This window comes from Streptococcus pyogenes (assembly GCF_002055535.1).
In the GTDB taxonomy this organism is placed as follows: Bacteria; Bacillota; Bacilli; order Lactobacillales; family Streptococcaceae; genus Streptococcus; species Streptococcus pyogenes.
Genome location: NZ_LN831034.1, coordinates 317,725 through 337,434 on the forward strand (window position 1 = coordinate 317,725; position 19,710 = coordinate 337,434).

A 19,710-nucleotide genomic window follows, 5' to 3' on the forward strand; every position below is an offset into this window, starting at 1 on the left:
AGTTGCTCAAAAGAAAGAAGAATATAATGCGAATTAACAAATACATTGCCCATGCGGGTATTGCCAGTCGTCGTAAGGCTGAAGAATTGATTAAGCAAGGCTTAGTAACCTTAAATGGTCAGGTTATTACGGATTTAGCAACCACTGTAAAATCGGGAGACGTGGTTGAAATAGAAGGAAGTCCTATTTACAACGAGGAAAAGGTTTACTATTTGCTTAATAAACCTCGTGGCGCTATCTCAAGTGTGTCAGATGACAAAGGCCGTAAAACGGTACTGGATTTACTACCTCAGGTTAAAGAACGCATATACCCTGTTGGACGATTGGATTGGGACACATCAGGGGTCCTTATTTTAACGAATGATGGTGATTTTACAGATACTATGATTCATCCTAGAAATGAAATAGACAAGGTTTATCTGGCGCGTGTCAAAGGTATTGCAACGAAAGAAAATCTTCGTCCCTTAACTCGAGGAATTGTTATTGATGGTAAAAAGACCAAACCAGCTCGCTACAATATTGTTCGTGTAGAAGCTGATAAGAGTCGATCGATCGTAGAATTGACTATCCATGAAGGGCGAAACCATCAAGTGAAAAAAATGTTTGAGTCTGTGGGGCTTCTGGTTGATAAATTATCTCGTACACGTTTTGGGACCGTCGACTTAAAGGGACTAAGACCAGGAGAAGCAAGACGCTTAAATAAAAAAGAAATAAGTCAACTGCATAACTTAGCTAATACGAAAAAATGATGAAAAAACTATTAATAGTATCTGTTAAAGCTTATCAAAAATACATTTCTCCTTTATCTCCTCCTAGTTGTCGCTACAAGCCAACCTGTTCAGCTTATATGTTAACTGCTATTGAAAAACATGGTACTAAGGGAATATTAATGGGGATAGCAAGAATATTAAGATGTCACCCTTTTGTTGCTGGTGGTGTCGATCCTGTTCCAGAAGATTTTAGCCTAATGAGAAATAAAAACACGTCTAAAAACGCTGAAAAGGCATGACTTTATCAAAAAATGGCTTGACATTGATAGCTGAAGTGTTATAATGGAAAATAAGCATTCGTTGGTTTAAATCAAACCTGTTATGATTTAAGTTAGCGAGTCACCATCAACCACATTGTTTGCTGAGCATGACTCCGAGCAGTGTGGTTTTTTAAATTAAAAAGAGTAAATGAGATTATGACGACAAAAGAACTTATCAACAAAAACGACAAAGTAAAAAAGGCTCGCAATCATATTGTCCTGTTTCAACCCCAAATTCCACAAAATACTGGTAATATTGCTAGAACATGTGCTGCAACTAATGCACCTTTACATATTATTAAACCCATGGGATTTCCTATTGATGACCGCAAAATGAAGCGTGCAGGCTTGGATTACTGGGACAAGTTAGAACTGCATTTTTATGATCATTTAGAACAGTTTATCAATCAATGTCACGGACAGCTTCACCTGATTAGCAAGTTTGCAGTTAATAATTATTCTCAAGCTACTTATGCTGATGGCGATTCCCATTATTTCTTGTTTGGACGAGAAGATACAGGCCTGCCAGAAGATTTTATGCGAGAACATGCTGAAAAAGCACTTCGTATTCCGATGAATGATGAGCATGTACGGAGTTTAAATGTCTCAAATACGGTTTGTATGGTGATTTATGAAGCCCTTAGACAACAGGGCTTTCAAGGGTTAGAGTTAAAGCATACTTACGAACACGATAAACTAAAATAATGGACTTTTTAAAAGCGTCAGTTTTTGGCAACATGCGTTGTCAGTAGCTGACGCTTTTAAAAATTTAGTCAAAGCTATTGCTATCTAGGTTTAAATCTGCTATGCTAGAAGTGTCTTCAGGGCAGGGTGTGATTCCCGACCGGCGGTGACTAGTAACTAGAAGTCCGCGAGCGCAAGCTGATGTGGTGTAACTCCACAACCGACAGTATAGTCTGGATGAGAGAAGACCGGGCTTTTTGTGTAGGCTTATTTTAGCTACACAATAACGACGGAACTTCTTTCAATTTGAAAAAATTGGAGGAATTTTTTAATGTCAAAAACACATAAAATGATTATGATTGGTATACTTTCTGCGATATCATTTCTATTGATGCTAGTTAGCTTTGCCATTATTCCAGGCGCAGCTTTTTTAAAAATTGAATTTAGTATTATTCCTGTTTTATTTGGTTTAATGATTATGGACTTAAAGAGTGCTTACTTAATTTTGTTATTGAGGTCCTTATTGAAACTCTTTTTGAACAATCGTGGGGTTAATGATTTTATTGGTCTCCCAATGAATATTATCGCTATCGCTTTATTTGTGATGGCTTTTGCCTTAGTTTGGAACCGTCAAAAAACGCTTAGTCAATATGTATTTGCTAGCTTACTAGGCACAGGGTTATTAACGTTTGGCATGGTTGTTCTTAATTATACTTTTGCCATTCCTTTATATGCTATATTTGCAAATATTGATATCAGAGCTTATATTGGTGTTACTAAGTATATGATGACTATGGTTATTCCGTTTAATCTTGTTGAAGGGTTGATATTTGCAATTACCTTTTATTTTGTGTATATTGCAAGTAAACCAATTTTAGAAAGATACTTACACTAATATGATGACAAACAAACAAACTCACTTTTTAATAGCTTCTTTTGCATTGCTAATCTTTGTTATAATAGGCTATACGGTCAAATTTTTTCCTGAACGTTTGGCACTTCTAGATAATACTATTCAAGCAGAGATTAGAGGCAACCTTCCTATAGTGCTGACGCAATTCTTTAGGGGTGTTACTGTATTTGGAAATGTCATGACACAAGTTTTGTTAGTTATTGTGTCGGTCCTAGTTTTATTCTTTATGAAGTGGAAAATTGAAGCCTTGTTTATCTTGTCAAATGGTGCCATTGCAGCATTTTTGATTACGACTCTCAAGCTCTTTTACCAAAGACCAAGACCTGCTATTGAGCATTTGGTTTATGCTGGTGGCTATTCGTTTCCCAGTGGCCATGCGATGGGTAGCATGCTGATTTTTGGTAGCCTATTGATTATTTGTTATCAGAGGCTACATTCAAAACTATTACAATTTGTGACTAGCATGATCTTTATAATACTAATTTTATTAATTGGGTTATCTCGTATTTATCTAGGAGTACACTACCCAAGTGATATTTTAGCAGGCTTTGTATTAGGATTTGGTATTTTGCACTTTATTTATCCTTTTTATAAGCAAAAACGATTTGAATGGCGATTTCTTTTGAAACAAGACTAATTTTTCTTGAGAAGACATAGGCTTATTTAAATCATTTAGAATAACATTGGCAAGCATCACCCCCTTGATTGCCAGTGTTATTTTAGTTTTAGTTAGATGATGTGAGCTGATGATTAGTAAATATGTTTAGATAAAAAACGATTAAAGTGCTATGTAACGTCAGAAAAGACGTGATTTTTGTTGATCTGTAATCATTAAGTAAGCTGATGTAGAAGTAGTGAATTCTAATGACTGAGCTATCTTTTGCATAGATGACTATCTTGCTAGTAATGATTTGTGCTACAATAGAAACATGAAAAAAAGATATCAGACATTAAATGAGCATTACCGTCAACTATTTGGCGCAAAAATGTTTAAAGTTCCGATTGATGCCGGCTTTGATTGTCCCAATCGTGATGGAACGGTAGCTCATGGAGGATGTACTTTTTGCACAGTATCAGGTTCTGGAGATGCTATTGTAGCACCAGATGCTCCAATTAAAGAGCAATTTTATAAAGAAATTGATTTTATGCACCGTAAATGGCCTGATGTCAATCGCTATTTGGTTTATTTTCAAAACTTTACCAATACTCATGATACAGTTGATGTGATTCGCGACCGTTACGAACAAGCTATTAACGAACCTGGAGTTGTTGGTATTAATATTGGCACACGGCCTGACTGTCTACCAGATGATACCATTGCTTACTTAGCAGAATTATCAGAACGCATGCATGTGACAGTGGAGCTAGGCTTACAGACAACTTATGAAGAAACTTCTAGGCTAATTAACAGAGCACATTCTTATGATTTGTATAAAGAAACGGTGAGGCGACTAAGGCATTACCCCAACATTAATATTGTCTCGCACTTGATTAATGGATTGCCAAAAGAAACTCATGACATGATGCTTGAAAATGTGAGACGCTGTGTAACAGACAATGACATTCAAGGAATTAAATTGCATTTGCTGCATTTGATGACCAATACTAGAATGCAAAGAGATTATCATGAAGGACGCTTAAAGTTGTTGAGTCAAAAGGACTATGTTTCGATTATTTGTGACCAGCTAGAGATTATCCCTAAGCATATTGTGATTCACCGTATTACAGGAGATGCCCCACGCGATATGTTGATTGGGCCCATGTGGAGTCTAAATAAGTGGGAAGTATTGAATGCCATTGATAAAGAAATGGAAAGACGAGGAAGCTTTCAGGGCTGTAAAGTTGACTAATTTGTCTCATTTTGACGGATTTGGATAGGAGAAAAGTGATGCTAAAACGCCCCATTCATCTCTCGCATGATTTTTTAGCGGAGGTTGTGGATAAGTCTAGTGTGGTTGTTGATGCCACGATGGGTAATGGAAATGATACTGCCTTTTTGGCACAATTAGCTAAAAAGGTTTATGCTTTTGATGTGCAAGAACAAGCTATTAGAAAAACAAGTGAGCGGTTAGCGCAGCTAGGATTATCGAACGCTGAGCTGATTTTAGCGGGTCATGAAGCGGTTGATCAGTATGTGACAGAGCCGGTGCGCGCAGCGATTTTTAACCTTGGTTATTTGCCCAGCGCAGATAAATCTATTATTACCTTACCAAATACCACACTCCAAGCTTTATCAAAACTACTAACGTTATTAATGGTAGGTGGGCGTATTGCTATTATGGTCTATTATGGGCATGATGGAGGCAGTTTGGAAAAAGATGCTTTATTAGATTTTGTCAAGCAATTAGACCAAAGAAAGGTTTCTGCAATGCTTTATCAGCCTCTTAATCAGGTGAATACCCCACCTTTTTTAATCATGTTGGAGAAATTAGCAGACTTTTAGCTCTTATCCCTGTGTCAAGTCTACTAGAAGTTCTGCGATTATTTCGGTGGAAAAAGAAGAAATCCCATAGGCTTTGGCTATAAATGTGATATAATGAAGTCACTATATTATTTTTTTAGGAGTTACATTAACATGGAAGACCCTGTGAGTCAGCCCTTAGTGATTCAATTTTTATTGTTAGTTGTTTTAACCTTGTTAAATGCTTTTTTTTCAGCCAGTGAAATGGCCTTAGTTTCTCTCAATCGTTCTCGGGTGGAACAAAAAGCAGCAGACGGTGATAAAAAATACGCTCGTTTGTTGCGGGTTTTAGAGGAACCTAATCATTTTTTATCAACGATTCAAGTTGGGATTACCTTTATTAGTTTACTATCAGGAGCAAGTTTATCAGCTTCTTTGGGTAAGGTGATCTCAGGTTGGCTAGGTAATTCAGCGACCGCAAGGACAGCTGGTACTATCATCTCCTTGGTTTTCTTGACTTATGTCTCTATTGTTTTAGGAGAATTGTATCCAAAACGGATTGCCATGAACCTCAAAGACAAGTTGGCGATTGTTTCAGCCCCTATTATCATTGGGTTAGGGAGACTGGTTAGTCCCTTTGTATGGCTCTTATCAGCTTCTACTAATTTACTGAGCCGACTTACCCCTATGACCTTTGATGATGCAGATGAGCAAATGACACGTGATGAAATCGAGTATATGTTATCAAAAAGTGAGGCGACCCTTGATGCTGAAGAAATTGAGATGTTGCAAGGAGTTTTCTCACTTGATGAAATGATGGCGCGTGAAGTCATGGTCCCAAGGACCGATGCTTTCATGATTGACATTAACGATGATCCGCTTGAAAATATTCAGGAAATCTTAAAACAAAGTTTTTCACGCATTCCTGTTTATGATGTGGATAAAGATAAAATTATCGGTCTCATCCACACTAAGCGTCTCTTGGAGTCAGGTTTCCGCCAGGGATTTGATCAGATTAACATGCGAAAAATGTTACAAGAACCTCTTTTTGTTCCCGAAACCATTTTTGTAGATGATCTCTTACGCCAGCTGCGCAATACCCAAAATCAGATGGCTATTTTGCTAGATGAATATGGTGGTGTGGCAGGACTTGTGACTTTGGAAGACTTGCTTGAAGAAATCGTCGGTGAAATCGATGATGAAACCGATAAAGCAGAACAATTTGTTCATGAGATTGGAGACAATACCTATATTGTTGTTGGTACTATGACTTTAAATGAGTTTAATGACTATTTTGATACCGAACTAGAATCAGATGATGTAGATACCATTGCTGGTTTTTATTTGACAGGTATCGGAACCATTCCAAGCCAGGAGCAAAAAGAAGCCTACGAAATAGATAACAAAGACAAACATTTAGTTCTAATCAACGATAAAGTCAAAGATGGCCGTATTACGAAATTAAAATTAATCCTGTCTAATATAGAACAGATTATTGAGGAAGACTAGGCTCCATGCCTAGTCTTTTTGATGAAAAGTGTTATAATGAAAATGTAAAAACGTTTACAAGTAATGAAGGAGATGCAATGACTGAGAAAGATTATGGACAAGTAACAGGGATGGTGCATTCGACAGAAAGTTTTGGTTCTGTAGATGGTCCAGGCATTCGTTTTATCATTTTCTTGCAAGGCTGTAAATTACGTTGCCAATATTGCCATAATCCGGATACTTGGGAGATGGAAACCAACAATTCAAAAATCAGAACAGTCAATGATGTCTTGAAAGAAGCCCTTCAGTACAAACATTTCTGGGGAAAAAAAGGAGGAATTACCGTATCTGGTGGTGAAGCTATGCTTCAAATTGATTTTATCACTGCCTTATTCATCGAAGCTAAAAAATTAGGTATCCATACCACACTAGACACCTGTGGCTTTACCTATAGACCGACACCTGAATACCATCAGGTTCTTGATAACTTATTGGCAGTGACCGATTTGATTTTATTGGACTTAAAAGAAATTGATGAAAAACAACATAAAATTGTCACGCGTCAGCCTAATAAAAACATATTGCAATTTGCTAGGTATTTATCCGACAAGCAGATTCCTGTCTGGATTCGACATGTCTTGGTTCCAGGCTTGACTGATATTGATGATCATTTGACACGATTGGGTGAGTTTGTCAAAACCTTGAAAAATGTCGATAAATTTGAAGTTTTGCCTTACCATACCATGGGAGAATTCAAGTGGCGTGAGCTAGGTATTCCTTATCAGTTAGAAGGTGTTAAACCACCAACTAAGGAACGCGTTCAAAATGCTAAAAATCTGATGCAGACCGAATCTTACACAGAATATATGAATCGGATTCATCAGTCATAAGAGCTGTTATAGGGTTGAGGTTTCTTCAACTTTTTAAAGTATTATAAGCAGATCTTTTGTAATCTTCCTTTGATTTTAGGGGGTAATTTTGCTAAAATAAAATGAATAAACAAAATGAGGTAGAATGATTATGTCAAAAATTTTAGTTTTTGGTCATCAAAATCCTGATACGGATGCTATTGCATCATCTTATGCTTTTGATTACTTATCCCAAAAAGCGTTTGGTTTGGATACTGAAGTCGTAGCTTTAGGAACACCTAACGAAGAAACAGCTTTTGCCCTTGATTATTTTGGTGTTGAGGCACCACGTGTGGTAGAGTCTGCTAAAGCACAAGGGTCTGAACAAGTGATTTTGACAGACCACAATGAATTCCAACAATCCATTGCAGATATCCGTGAGGTTGAGGTATATGGTGTGGTTGATCACCACCGTGTGGCTAATTTTGAAACTGCAAATCCTTTATACATGCGTGTGGAACCAGTAGGATCAGCCTCATCTATTGTTTACCGTATGTTTAAAGAAAATGGCATCGAGGTGCCAAAAGCGATTGCAGGGATGCTCTTGTCTGGTTTGATTTCAGATACCTTGTTGTTGAAATCTCCAACAACTCATGTGTCTGATCACCTTGTCGCTGAAGAATTGGCAGAGCTAGCAGAAGTGAACTTGGAAGACTATGGAATGGCTCTTTTAAAAGCAGGTACAAACCTTGCAAGCAAATCAGAAGTAGAATTGATTGGTATTGATGCCAAAACATTTGAATTAAATGGCAATGCTGTGCGCGTGGCACAAGTGAACACTGTTGACATTGCAGAAGTCTTAGAACGTCAAGAAGCTATTGAAGCAGCCATTAAAGATGCCATGGCTGCAGAAGGTTATTCAGATTTTGTTTTGATGATCACGGATATTGTTAACTCAAACTCTGAAATTCTAGCTATTGGAGCAAACATGGACAAGGTTGAAGCAGCCTTTAACTTCACCCTTGACAACAATCATGCCTTCTTAGCAGGTGCCGTTTCTCGTAAAAAACAAGTGGTTCCACAATTGACAGAAAGTTTTGGAGCTTAATGAAAAGACGCTTTAAAAGGACTTGATTTTTTTGACCAAGTCCTTTTGTCACTCTTCTATGTTATAATAGAAGGTATGATAACAGTATTTCATTCAGATAAACTCACCAGACAACCTTTCTTTCAAGACCTTATCAATTATCTCGACCAGCATGATCACGTTATATTACGAGAGATCAAAAAAGCCTTTCCTAATGTGACAGGTATTGACAAGGCCATCGAAAGCTATGTTCAAGCTGGCTATATTCGCCGTGAAAATAAGCGTTATGGCATCAATCTTCCTTTGGTGAGTTCTGATCAGCAGCTGGCCTTAGACACTATGCTTTTTGTGGACACCTGTTCAGCTATGTATGAAAATATTTTAGCGGTTGTTTTTGAGACTCAGCTAACAAACCAAACCAATCGCGTGATGATCAAGGAAAAGACCAACATCACGAGAGACGATTTGACCCTGGCTAATTATTTTTACCGTCTCAAAAGAGGTGAGAAGCCATCAGCTGAGCAGATGGACTTGTATGACCTCTTGGGGGATGTGAATCAGGAATATGCCCTTAAATATATGACAACTTTTTTGCTTAAATTCACGCGCAAAGACTTTGTGATGCAAAAACGTCCTGATATATTTGTGGAAGCTCTGGTTACACTTGGTTACCTAAAACAAGTGGAGCCTACAACATACCAGCTGCTAATGACCTTGGATAAAGAAAGTTTAACCTTTATAGCACCATAGAAAAGAGCTAGGAACAAGGACTGTTCTTAGCTTTTTGAGTGCTTTTATTTTGTTTTTGCCATTAAGTAAAGAAAATAAGGGGCTCCGATAAGCGACACTAAAATCCCTGTCTGGATATTACTGCCAACCAGATAGACTCGTCCTACTGTATCTGCAACAAGAAGTAGGATCATTCCGATTAAAATACTAATGGGTATTGTTATTTTATGATTACTCCCTACCAAGTATGTACTAAAGTGTCCAGCTATTAAGCCGATAAAACTAATATTACCAACCAAAAGAACACTCAAAGCACCTAAGCCAGCTGCTAAGACAAGTATCAAACGACGCTTACGGTTTAAAGGGAGTCCTAGCCCAATAGCAGTATTATCAGCTAATCCCATAATATTAAGGAAATGGGCTTGACTATAAGTCAATAGCCAAAAACACAATAACAAAGGAGCGATGACACTCAGAGTAGGCCAGTCGTCTCCTATTAATTGGCCGCTAAGCCAATTGATGACCAAATCGACTTTGTAGCGATTAATATGACCAACAAGAGCAACCATTAGACTTGAAAGCATGGTAGTAACAGCTACACCAGTAAGAATTAACCGTGTAGGATCAATTTGTCCTTGTTTTGTCAAAGATAGCCAATAAACGCTAAAGGTTGTTACAATAGCACCAAGCATGGCAAATAAAGGCAAGTAATGGCTGATATGAGCTTGCTCAAAGAAAGAAAAGGAGACCACAATAGCCAAAGAGATACCTGCTCCTATAGTAATACCTAATACACCAGAGTCAGCTAAGGGATTTCGTGTTAAACGTTGTAATAATAGCCCTGATAAAGCAAGAGAACCGCCTCCTAGACAAGCAGCTAGAATTCTTGGCAGACGAATGTTAATAACGATGAAAGATATGGCATGGCTAGATTTTCCCAAAAACACATGGACAAGGTCCAAAAAAGATAGATGAGATTCTCCAAGGGACAAAGCTAATCCCATAAGACTTACAAGTAGCAGGATCAGGCTAGTATATAACCTTAAAAGGTGTCTTTGAGATTTCAATAGCGGCCTCCTCTTCTTATTAACCATAAAAAGCATGGAAAACCAATTAAGCTAACCAATGCCCCAAGAGGGGTTTCATAAGGCGGATTGAGATTACGACAAGCAATATCAACCCATACCATGAAACTAGCGCCAGAAACTGCACAAAGCGGCAAAAGGTATCGGTAATGATGAGGTGTAAAATGTTTCATAAGATGAGGAATGACTAAGCCGATAAAAGAAATGCTTCCAGCAATGGCTACAGCTGCTGATGATAAAATAAGAACCAAAATCATAAAGACTGCACTGATCAAGTTGGTTTTTTGCCCAAGAGCTTTTGCCTGAGACTCACTTAGACTAAGGACGGTCAGGTGATAAGATAATAGCTGGGCTAAACAAAGACTAAGAATAATAAGAGGAGCAATATAGCCGATCATTTGCCAATTGACCCCGACAAGACCTCCTGCTTGCCAGCCGATAACAGCATTTGCCAGATGATAGTAATTGGTAATACCTTGACCTAATGCTGATAGCAGTATGGAAACCATAGCTCCTGCTAAGACAAGGCGGAGCTGATGGTAGCCTTTGCCAGATTGATAAGAAAGGCCAAAGACTAAGGTTGCTGCCAGGCTAGACCCTAACAACGAAAGCAGAATAATGAGGGAATAGTGCAAGTGAGGTACAAACGCATAAGCCAGTACCAAGGCTAGTCCTGCTCCAGCATTAATGCCTAAAAGGCCAGGCTCAGCGATAGGATTACGTGTGATTGCTTGCATGATAGTTCCAGAAACAGCTAACGCAGAGCCAGTTAAGGTAGCACCAAAAAGTCTCGGTAATCGTATAGCGAGTAAAACATTGGCTTTATGGCCGTTTTGCTTTCCAAATAAAATAGAGTTAAGATCCTGATGTGATAAAGCAACGGCTCCAAAGCGCAGATGACAGTAAATAGCAACACATAAGCTAAAACTAAGTAGCACAAAGACAAGCCAAAAGATATGTGACTTAGTGATTATCTGCGTTTTTTTTAAGCAAAAACGCTCGAGACACAAAAAGGGATGCTTAGTTTTCACTTGATAAGATTGCCTCTCGTAAAGTCTCTAATTGATATTCTAAAGAAAGAGGATCAGTAAAGTAAAAAACATTGGCATTGACTTTGATCACATGGTGTTTTTTCACAGCTGGAATGGATTGCCATAGCTTGCTTTCATATAGAGCAGAACCAGTCTTATCATCTTCTGCAGCAACGACGACATAATCACCAATATAGTCTGGCAAGACTTCCTGCGACAATGACAGGTAACCTTGTTTAAAAACTTCAGTCTTCACTTTTTCAGGAGCATCATAATGGAAAGCTTGATGGATAATCTCTCCGCCACGTCCCCAGTCTTTACCAAAAAGGTAAACGTCTTTTTCATAAAGCCCCATAATAGTAAAGGTTGCTTTGTCACCTGTAACGGCCTTGACTTCTTTTTCATAAGCTGCTGTTTTAGTTTTCCAATCTTTTAACCACTTCTTGGCTTTGTCTTCTTTGTTAAAGATGCGGCCGAAGTCAGATAACACTTGTAAATAATCACGTTTGCGGTATTCAATCGAGATAACAGGCGCAATTTCTGCCAATTGTTTAATATTTTCTTCTGTAGAGCCAACAACAATGAGGTCAGGCTTAAGCGTTGTAACGGCTTCTAAATCAGTTGCAGCAACTTGCTTTGCTTTTTTTACAGTCTTTGCTAAGATGGGGTTTTTCTTGTCATAAGAAGTAACCCCGACTAGATTCATATCTAATTTTTTGAGGTAACCAGTGTAAGTTGAAGCCAGACTGACTACTCGCTTAGGCTGTTTAGGAATATCTCCGTAATAAGTCACACCAGCAATTTGAGGCATAGGCGATAAACTTTTTGAGGCGGTGTTAGAATGATTAGTTGCTTGATTACCACAGGCGATTAAGGTAATAGTTGTCAAACAGAGTGTTAATAGTAGAGTTAATTTTTTCATGTATGCTAATTCTCCTAGAATAAAGTTATTGAAGCTGATAAGTCAGCACTATAGGACAGTTGTGGATAGGATCATCAACCAGTACCGGTTTGATTTGGAAGATGTCTTGAATGATAGGTGAAGTCATAACATCTGCTATAGTACCAGTATAATGGATCTTGCCATGTTTCATAGCAATCAGATGATCCGAATAGCGGGCTGAAAGATTGAGGTCGTGAAGAACCATAACAATAGTCTTGCCGGCATCCTTATTTAGGGATTTAACGAGCTCTAGGATTTCTAGTTGATGATTTAAATCTAAATAAGTAGTTGGCTCATCTAAAAAAATAGTATCAGTGCCTTGGGCTAATGCCATTGCAAGCCAAACCCTTTGACGTTGCCCCCCAGAAAGAGCATCAACAGGTTGATCAGCATAGGCCATGACATTGGTGGCTTGCATAGCCCAATGAATGGCTTTTTTGTCAGCTGGACTAAGATTTCCAAAGTAAGATTGATGGGGAAAACGTCCGTAAGAAACCAATTCGTAAACAGTTATGCCGTTAGTTGCTTCTTGAACTTGAGGTAAAAGAGCTAGTTTTTTAGCAACCTCTTTAGTTTCTAATGTGGCAATGTTTTGCCCATTTAAATATACAACTCCCTGTTTTGGTGGTAATAATCTTGTCAGTGCTTTTAATAAACTAGACTTCCCACAGCCATTGGCGCCAATAATGGTCGTAATTTTACCTTCAGGAATATAAAACGATAATTTATCGATGATGGTACGCTGTTCATAGGCAATTGTGAGGTCTTCAGCACTAATTGTTGTCATATGGTTGCCTCCTTTCTAAAAAGAGTCAAAGGGTTGATGAAAGTGCACATTAAAGTGTTCATCTGCCCATTTTAAAATAGTTGAGAAGTAGCTTATTTTCTCAAAATCTTCACTATTATAGCATAGAAAAAAGGCTTAACAAAGCCTTTTTTGATGTGATTTTTAGGATGTATTAAAAAAGAAATATTAGTTTAGAATGATTAAAAACAATAGCGATAATCATTCTAAACTAACGTCAACATACTCTAGAGGTAGTGTTTGGCGATTGCTAAATCACCAGCATAAGCTACTTGTTGTCCTTTAACAATTTGATAAGCATCTGCGCCTTTCCCAGCGATAATCACAGCATCTTTTGCTCCTTGGCAAAGAGACATGGCTTTTTGAATAGCTTGCTCACGGTCACTAATAATCTCTACTGGGCGTGCGATATGGCTGGCAATTTCTTTTGAAATATCTTCTGGATCCTCGAAATTAGGGTCATCAGCAGTGAGAATGACGGTGAGGTTTGGATGCTGATGAATCACCCTACCAAAATCAGCTCGTCTGCTCTCGCCTTTATTTCCTGGTGCACCTAAAATCAACATTAATTTGCCTGTCTGATGTTCTTCCACAACGCTGAGTAATTTTTCTAAGCTGTCACCATTATGGGCATAATCAACAAAAACTTTAGCATGATTTGTCATAGTGAGGACTTCCATACGGCCTGGGACGCGAGTCTTAGCGATACCTTTTTGAATATCAGCTAGGCTAGCACCCAAACGAAGGCAGGCAAGTCCAGCTGCCATAGCATTTTCTTGGTTAAAATGGCCAATTAATTGAATGTCATAATGGCCAGCTAATTGTCCTTTAGCTTCAAAGGAGAAGGCTTGGCTAGTGGTGATCTGGTTGTCAGACAAGGGACCATAAAACACATGCTCTTGATCCGCTACCTGATCCGCTAGAAATGAAAAATGATCCATCCCGCTATTGATCACAACAGCTCTGCTATTCTCCATTAAAAGACGCTTATGATAGAAATAATCTTCAAACGTTGGATGCTCGATTGGGCCAATATGATCAGGACTAATATTTAGGAAAACCCCAACATCGAACGTAAGCCCATAGACACGGTCAACGAGGTAAGCCTGACTAGAAACTTCCATAATCAAGTGGGTCATGCCATTAGTCACACACTCAGCCATCATAGCAAAAAGATCCAAGCTCTCAGGAGTTGTGAGTTGTGATTTGAAAAAGGTCTTGCCATCTAAGGTGGTATTCATGGTAGAAAACATGGCAGGTTTATAGGATTCTTTCAACATGTGGTAGGCAAAATAAGCAGCCGTCGTCTTTCCCTTAGTACCTGTAAAAGCTAGTAGTTTGAGCTTTTCTTGAGGGTTGCCATAGAAAGCCATGGCAATTAGACTCATAGCTTTTTTGATATCAGTGACCAAAACAACGGGAATACCAAGCTCGTAATCTACCTCTGAAATATAGAGTTGTAATCCGTTAGTGATTGCTTCTTTAAGGTAGTCAGCTTTGAAAGTTGCCCCTTTAGCAAAAAAAAGGGTCTTGCCATCTACTTGACGGCTATCGTAACTCAAGCGCTCAAAACTAAAGCCTTGATAATGGTAGTGGTATCCGTCGGCATCAAGAACCTCACGAAAATTATGGTCTTTTTTTAAAATGTCTAATAATTGTTCAATGGTTATCATACCCTTATTTTATCCTTAAAGTTCTTGTTTTACAAGTCACAAGCAAAAGTTTATAATAAAGCTAATAGAAACTAGGAAAGAATAGATATGTCGACAGAAAAAAAACAACTGACACAAGAAGAATTGATGGTTCAGGGAGCAGCCTGGTCCACAGCTGGTAATTTCATTAGCCGACTTTTGGGAGTGTTATACATTATTCCCTGGTACATTTGGATGGGGCAATACGCGATTCAAGCCAACGCTCTTTTCAATATGGGGTATAATGTTTATGCTTATTTTTTATTGATTTCAACCACAGGACTCAATGTTGCGATTGCTAAGCAGGTTGCCAAGTACAATTCCATGGGACAAACTGAGCATAGCTATCAATTAATCCGAAGTACCCTAAAACTCATGCTTGGTCTGGGCCTTATTTTTTCAGCCATTATGTATCTGGGCTCTCCTTTATTTGCGAGCTTATCTGGTGGTGATGACACACTTGTTCCCATTATGCACAGCCTTTCTTTAGCAGTTTTTATTTTTCCTGTAATGAGTGTGATTCGAGGCATCTTTCAAGGCCACAATAATATCAAGCCTTATGCAGTTAGTCAGATTGCTGAGCAACTCATTCGGGTTATCTGGATGCTTTTGACCACCTTTTTTATCATGAAGTTGGGTTCTGGTGATTACGCTTCAGCAGTGACTCAGTCAACTTTTGCAGCCTTTATCGGGATGGTGGCTAGTATGGGTGTTCTGGGGTACTATCTTTGGAAACAGGGACTTCTAGCAGCTATTTTTAGTAAGCCAGATCATACTGTTTCTATTGATATCAAGGGCTTGTTGCTTGAAACCTTAAAAGAATCCATCCCCTTTATCGTAACAGGAAGTGCCATTCAAGCCTTTCAATTGATTGATCAATGGACTTTTGTCAATACGATGACTCTTTTTACAGATTATAGCCGTTCTCAATTGCTTGTTTTATTTGGTTACTTTAACGCAAACCCAGCCAAAATTACAATGGTCTTAATTGCAGTAGCAGCATCTATTGGTGGTGTAGGTATTGCCTTGTTAACTGAAAATTATGTCAAAAAAGACATGAAAGCAGCTGCTCGTTTAATCATTAACAACATTGAAATGTTAGTGATGTTTTTGTTACCTGCTCTTACTGGGGCAATTATTTTAGCAAGACCTCTATATTCTGTTTTTTACGGAGCTAGCGAGGAGCGTGCCATTCACCTCTTTGTGGCGGTTCTCTTTCAAACCTTGCTACTGGCGCTTTACACCCTCTTTTCACCGATGCTTCAAGCTCTTTTTGAAAATCGAAAAGCGATTTACTACTTTGCCTATGGTATCTTGATTAAGTTAGTTTTACAGATACCGCTTATTTATTTGCTACATGCTTATGGTCCTTTACTAGCGACGACGATTGCTTTAGTGGTGCCGATTTATTTGATGTATCGACGCCTATATCAGGTTACTCATTTTAACCGCAAACTGTTGCAAAAACGTTTATTATTAACCTTAATTGAAACCTTATTAATGGGACTGGTCGTGTTTGTGGCCAACTGGCTATTGGGCTATGCCTTTAAACCGACAGGCCGCTTGACCAGCCTTCTTTACCTCCTCATTATTGGTGGCTTGGGAATGACGGTTTACACGGCACTCACCTTGCTGACGCATCAACTGGATAAATTAATTGGTAGCAAAGCTAGTCGCCTTCGTCAGAAATTAGGCTGGCATTAATATAATGACACCAAGAACGATTTCGTGAGTGCTTATCGAAATCGTTTTTTTCTTAATGATCTCGCTTAGTAAAGGTAGCTGATAAAAAATCAGGATTTCCCAAGCAAACTACTGATATTTTTGGTATAATGATAAAAGTGTAAAAAAATAGAAGGAAGTATATCAACATGGGAAAATGTCAAGTTATTTCGCATCCGCTTATCCAACACAAACTTTCAATCTTACGTCGTCAAACCACATCAACTAAAGATTTTCGTGAGTTGGTTAATGAAATTGCGATGCTGATGGGATATGAAGTGTCACGCGACCTTCCCTTAGAAGATGTCGACATCCAAACGCCAGTCTCAAAAACGGTCCAAAAACAGTTAGCTGGTAAAAAATTAGCTATTGTTCCGATTCTTCGTGCTGGTATTGGGATGGTTGATGGCTTGTTAAGTTTGGTACCAGCTGCAAAAGTTGGCCATATCGGCATGTACCGTAATGAAGAAACCCTTGAACCTGTTGAATACCTCGTTAAACTACCAGAAGATATTAACCAACGACAAATTTTCCTTGTTGATCCAATGTTGGCAACAGGTGGCTCGGCTATCTTAGCAGTGGATTCGTTGAAAAAACGTGGCGCAGCAAATATTAAGTTTGTCTGTTTAGTTGCAGCACCAGAAGGGGTGAAAAAACTTCAAGAAGCTCATCCAGATATTGATATCTTCACAGCAGCACTTGATGATCATTTAAATGAACATGGCTATATCGTGCCAGGATTGGGCGATGCTGGTGATCGTTTATTTGGGACAAAATAAAAGAGACAACCATCAAATAGTAGCCTTTTTAGGCCAATCGTTCTTGATTTTGTTTAAAAAATCAGAGAGATTTCTCTTCTTTAAAGGAAAAGCAAGTTTATGATTTGACCTTTATTGACCAAAATATTATAATAAAGACAATCAGTAAAAAAGAGATGACCTAGTGGGTTGCCGTCTCTCAAAATGACGCTACTAAAAACCCTTGTAGATTGGAGAATGTATTATGATTCCTGTTGTTATTGAACAAACTAGCCGTGGAGAACGTTCTTATGACATTTATTCACGTTTATTAAAAGACCGTATTATCATGTTAACAGGGCCTGTCGAAGACAACATGGCCAACTCTGTCATAGCGCAGCTCTTATTCCTTGACGCGCAAGACAACACTAAAGATATCTACCTATATGTCAACACACCAGGTGGCTCTGTCTCAGCAGGCTTGGCTATTGTCGATACCATGAACTTTATCAAGGCCGATGTGCAAACTATTGTCATGGGTATGGCAGCTTCTATGGGGACAGTCATTGCTTCATCAGGAACAAAAGGCAAACGCTTTATGTTACCAAATGCAGAGTATATGATCCACCAGCCAATGGGTGGTACAGGTGGTGGCACGCAACAAACGGATATGGCTATCGCAGCAGAACATCTCTTAAAAACACGTCACCGTTTAGAAAAAATCTTAGCGCAAAATGCTGGAAAAACGATTAAACAAATCCATAAAGATGCTGAGCGTGATTATTGGATGAGTGCTGAAGAAACCTTGGCTTACGGTTTCATTGATGAAATCATGGAAAACAACGAACTAAAATAAAGAGGATCTCTGCAAAAGTATTCTAGAAACTTCTAGGATGCTTTTTCTCTTAGAAAGGAAAATAATGATACAGCCTACTGCATTAAAACAGCTTCAAGAGTTAAAACGTCAGTTCAGATCCCTTTGCAACCAATTATGAGATAGTTTGAGGATGATCCTTAGCAGCTGTGTGCAAGAAGTTATGACGATTTCATAAAGGATGACCTAGCCAGTCTTTCTTCGTCTCTTTTACTTAAAGTGTGGTATAATCAGATTATGCTAGCCAAAACTAAAAAAGGCATTGCCATTAAAGGTGTTGTAGATCGGCTTATCCTAGATCTCATAACAATGCTGTAGTACCACCCTTACCTTGCTACTAAAGGCGCTGTTGAAGCACAAATTGACTTGCAAAGGATCTTGACTGATAATATGTCCGGTGGAATCGCCAAAGCAGCAAAAAGACCAAGACCCTTATTTGGTCTCTACCAAAATATAATAGAAAAGGATTTAGAATGTTTCAAAAACAAGAACGTATTGGACTCGTCGTTTACCTGTATTATAACCGAGATGCCAGAAAGTTATCAAAATTTGGTGATTTATATTACCATTCCAAGCGCTCTCGTTACCTCATTATTTATATTAATAAAAATGATTTAGACACAAAATTAGAAGAAATGAGACGTTTGAAATGTGTTAAAGACATTAGACCATCAGCTTTTGATGATATTGACCGCCAATTTGTAGGTAACCTTCATCGCGACGAAACAAACAACCATCAAAAGGGTTAACAACCCCCTAGTTACTGATTAGCGTTTCAGATTTAGTTAGCTTATTAAAGTAAGAAGGTTTTGACAGATGCTCACACTACTTCAAGACAATGAGACAACTAGAGCATTAGTGAATAACTGAGTTGACTGTCACTTCTTTAATAAGAACGGATAGGATTGGTCCTAAAATAGAGCACTGCAAAGATATGCCAGTGCTTTTTAGCTCATTTTTTGATAAAATAGAACTACTAAAAAGTGAAGGAAATAAGATGATCACAGGAAAACTCATAACCGTTGAAGGTCCAGATGGCGCAGGGAAAACGACTGTTTTAGAGCAACTCATTCCACTGTTAAAACAAAAAGTGGCTCAGGATATCTTGACAACAAGAGAGCCTGGAGGTGTTGCCATTTCAGAACACATTAGAGAACTTATTTTAGACATCAACCATACTGCTATGGACCCTAAAACAGAACTCTTACTTTATATTGCGGCTCGAAGGCAGCATTTGGTGGAAAAGGTACTACCAGCTCTTGAAGCAGGCCAGTTGGTTTTTATTGATCGTTTCATCGATAGTTCAGTAGCTTATCAAGGTGCGGGACGCGGTTTGATCAAAGCAGACATTCAGTGGCTCAACGAGTTCGCAACAGATGGTTTAGAGCCTGACTTGACCCTTTATTTTGATGTTCCTTCTGAAATTGGTTTAGCACGGATTAACGCGAACCAACAAAGAGAAGTCAATCGTTTAGATTTGGAAACAATAGAGATACATCAACGAGTACGAAAAGGATACCTAGCCTTAGCTAAGGAGCATCCAAAACGTATTGTCACAATTGATGCGACTAAACCATTGAAAGAAGTTGTCTCTGTCGCTTTGGAACATGTCTTAGCCTTGCTTTTAGCCTAGGATAAGGGA

Annotated in this window: 21 protein-coding genes and 1 riboswitch; of the genes, 16 read left to right on the top strand and 5 right to left on the bottom strand. The window is 38.5% G+C overall.

Annotated elements, in window-relative coordinates:
• Positions 1–26: 26 nt before the first annotated feature.
• The 11 genes from B6D67_RS01750 to B6D67_RS01800 all read left to right on the top strand — a co-directional run bounded on the left by B6D67_RS01750 (position 27) and on the right by B6D67_RS01800 (position 9,201).
• Entirely contained in the window at positions 27–749 is a 723-nt protein-coding gene (locus B6D67_RS01750; RefSeq protein ID WP_010921919.1) for a pseudouridine synthase, read from the top strand.
• Complete coding sequence (gene yidD, locus B6D67_RS01755) at positions 746–1,009, top strand: membrane protein insertion efficiency factor YidD (RefSeq protein ID WP_002985889.1); 264 nt, start codon at positions 746–748, stop codon at positions 1,007–1,009. Before B6D67_RS01750 ends, yidD begins: the two co-directional genes overlap by 4 nt.
• Positions 1,010–1,186: 177 nt before the next feature.
• On the top strand, positions 1,187–1,735 hold the full coding sequence (locus tag B6D67_RS01760) for a tRNA (uridine(34)/cytosine(34)/5-carboxymethylaminomethyluridine(34)-2'-O)-methyltransferase TrmL (protein WP_002990965.1): 549 nt from the start codon (positions 1,187–1,189) through the stop codon (positions 1,733–1,735).
• A gap of 108 nt (positions 1,736–1,843) precedes the next feature.
• A riboswitch (FMN riboswitch) is annotated at positions 1,844–1,967 on the top strand.
• 78 nt (positions 1,968–2,045) lie between these two features.
• Positions 2,046–2,609, top strand: a complete 564-nt coding sequence (locus B6D67_RS01765) for an ECF transporter S component (protein WP_029714022.1) — start codon at positions 2,046–2,048, stop codon at positions 2,607–2,609.
• A 1-nt stretch (position 2,610) separates the two neighbouring features.
• On the top strand, positions 2,611–3,264 hold the full coding sequence (locus tag B6D67_RS01770) for a phosphatase PAP2 family protein (protein ID WP_002985882.1): 654 nt from the start codon (positions 2,611–2,613) through the stop codon (positions 3,262–3,264).
• A 292-nt stretch (positions 3,265–3,556) separates the two neighbouring features.
• The gene (mnmL, locus tag B6D67_RS01775; RefSeq protein WP_002990957.1) at positions 3,557–4,477 is read left to right on the top strand and encodes a tRNA modification radical SAM protein MnmL/YtqA; all 921 of its coding nucleotides are present in this window, start codon (positions 3,557–3,559) and stop codon (positions 4,475–4,477) included.
• 38 nt (positions 4,478–4,515) lie between these two features.
• Positions 4,516–5,070: a tRNA 5-(aminomethyl)-2-thiouridylate-methyltransferase MnmM gene (gene mnmM, locus B6D67_RS01780; protein WP_010921921.1), complete on the top strand. Its 555-nt coding sequence runs from the start codon at positions 4,516–4,518 to the stop codon at positions 5,068–5,070.
• A gap of 132 nt (positions 5,071–5,202) precedes the next feature.
• On the top strand, positions 5,203–6,537 hold the full coding sequence (locus B6D67_RS01785) for a hemolysin family protein (protein ID WP_002990953.1): 1,335 nt from the start codon (positions 5,203–5,205) through the stop codon (positions 6,535–6,537).
• A gap of 77 nt (positions 6,538–6,614) precedes the next feature.
• A complete protein-coding gene (gene pflA, locus B6D67_RS01790; RefSeq protein ID WP_010921923.1) occupies positions 6,615–7,406 on the top strand; it encodes a pyruvate formate-lyase-activating protein in 792 nt (263 codons plus the stop codon).
• Positions 7,407–7,536: 130 nt separating this feature from the next.
• Complete coding sequence (locus B6D67_RS01795; protein ID WP_002990948.1) at positions 7,537–8,472, top strand: manganese-dependent inorganic pyrophosphatase; 936 nt, start codon at positions 7,537–7,539, stop codon at positions 8,470–8,472.
• 75 nt (positions 8,473–8,547) lie between these two features.
• Positions 8,548–9,201: a DUF1803 domain-containing protein gene (locus B6D67_RS01800; protein ID WP_010921924.1), complete on the top strand. Its 654-nt coding sequence runs from the start codon at positions 8,548–8,550 to the stop codon at positions 9,199–9,201.
• A gap of 44 nt (positions 9,202–9,245) precedes the next feature.
• On the opposite strand, the gene B6D67_RS01805 is transcribed toward B6D67_RS01800, so the two are convergent.
• The 5 genes from B6D67_RS01805 to B6D67_RS01825 form a co-directional block, all read right to left on the bottom strand.
• Positions 9,246–10,247: a FecCD family ABC transporter permease gene (locus tag B6D67_RS01805; protein ID WP_015446088.1), complete on the bottom strand. Its 1,002-nt coding sequence runs from the start codon at positions 10,245–10,247 to the stop codon at positions 9,246–9,248.
• Positions 10,244–11,296, bottom strand: coding sequence for a FecCD family ABC transporter permease (locus B6D67_RS01810; protein ID WP_011054214.1), 1,053 nt, complete (start codon positions 11,294–11,296; stop codon positions 10,244–10,246). Before B6D67_RS01810 ends, B6D67_RS01805 begins: the two co-directional genes overlap by 4 nt.
• Positions 11,286–12,218 (bottom strand): iron-hydroxamate ABC transporter substrate-binding protein, encoded by a 933-nt coding sequence (locus B6D67_RS01815; RefSeq protein WP_010921927.1) that lies wholly within the window; start codon positions 12,216–12,218, stop codon positions 11,286–11,288. The genes B6D67_RS01810 and B6D67_RS01815 overlap by 11 nt, the downstream gene beginning before the upstream one ends.
• A gap of 25 nt (positions 12,219–12,243) precedes the next feature.
• Positions 12,244–13,026 (bottom strand): ABC transporter ATP-binding protein, encoded by a 783-nt coding sequence (locus tag B6D67_RS01820; protein ID WP_002985861.1) that lies wholly within the window; start codon positions 13,024–13,026, stop codon positions 12,244–12,246.
• 245 nt (positions 13,027–13,271) lie between these two features.
• A complete protein-coding gene (locus B6D67_RS01825; protein ID WP_010921928.1) occupies positions 13,272–14,717 on the bottom strand; it encodes a UDP-N-acetylmuramoyl-L-alanyl-D-glutamate--L-lysine ligase in 1,446 nt (481 codons plus the stop codon).
• Positions 14,718–14,804: 87 nt separating this feature from the next.
• On the opposite strand from B6D67_RS01825, the gene B6D67_RS01830 reads away from it, so the two are divergent.
• The 5 genes from B6D67_RS01830 to tmk all read left to right on the top strand — a co-directional run bounded on the left by B6D67_RS01830 (position 14,805) and on the right by tmk (position 19,701).
• On the top strand, positions 14,805–16,439 hold the full coding sequence (locus B6D67_RS01830; RefSeq protein WP_002985856.1) for a putative polysaccharide biosynthesis protein: 1,635 nt from the start codon (positions 14,805–14,807) through the stop codon (positions 16,437–16,439).
• Between the two features lie 167 nt (positions 16,440–16,606).
• Positions 16,607–17,236, top strand: coding sequence for a uracil phosphoribosyltransferase (gene upp / locus B6D67_RS01835; protein WP_002985854.1), 630 nt, complete (start codon positions 16,607–16,609; stop codon positions 17,234–17,236).
• Positions 17,237–17,459: 223 nt separating this feature from the next.
• The gene (locus tag B6D67_RS01845; protein ID WP_002985850.1) at positions 17,460–18,050 is read left to right on the top strand and encodes an ATP-dependent Clp protease proteolytic subunit; all 591 of its coding nucleotides are present in this window, start codon (positions 17,460–17,462) and stop codon (positions 18,048–18,050) included.
• 491 nt (positions 18,051–18,541) lie between these two features.
• Positions 18,542–18,817, top strand: a complete 276-nt coding sequence (locus tag B6D67_RS01850; RefSeq protein ID WP_002985847.1) for a YlbG family protein — start codon at positions 18,542–18,544, stop codon at positions 18,815–18,817.
• A gap of 248 nt (positions 18,818–19,065) precedes the next feature.
• Complete coding sequence (gene tmk / locus B6D67_RS01855) at positions 19,066–19,701, top strand: dTMP kinase (protein WP_010921930.1); 636 nt, start codon at positions 19,066–19,068, stop codon at positions 19,699–19,701.
• The last annotated feature ends 9 nt before the right edge of the window (positions 19,702–19,710 follow it).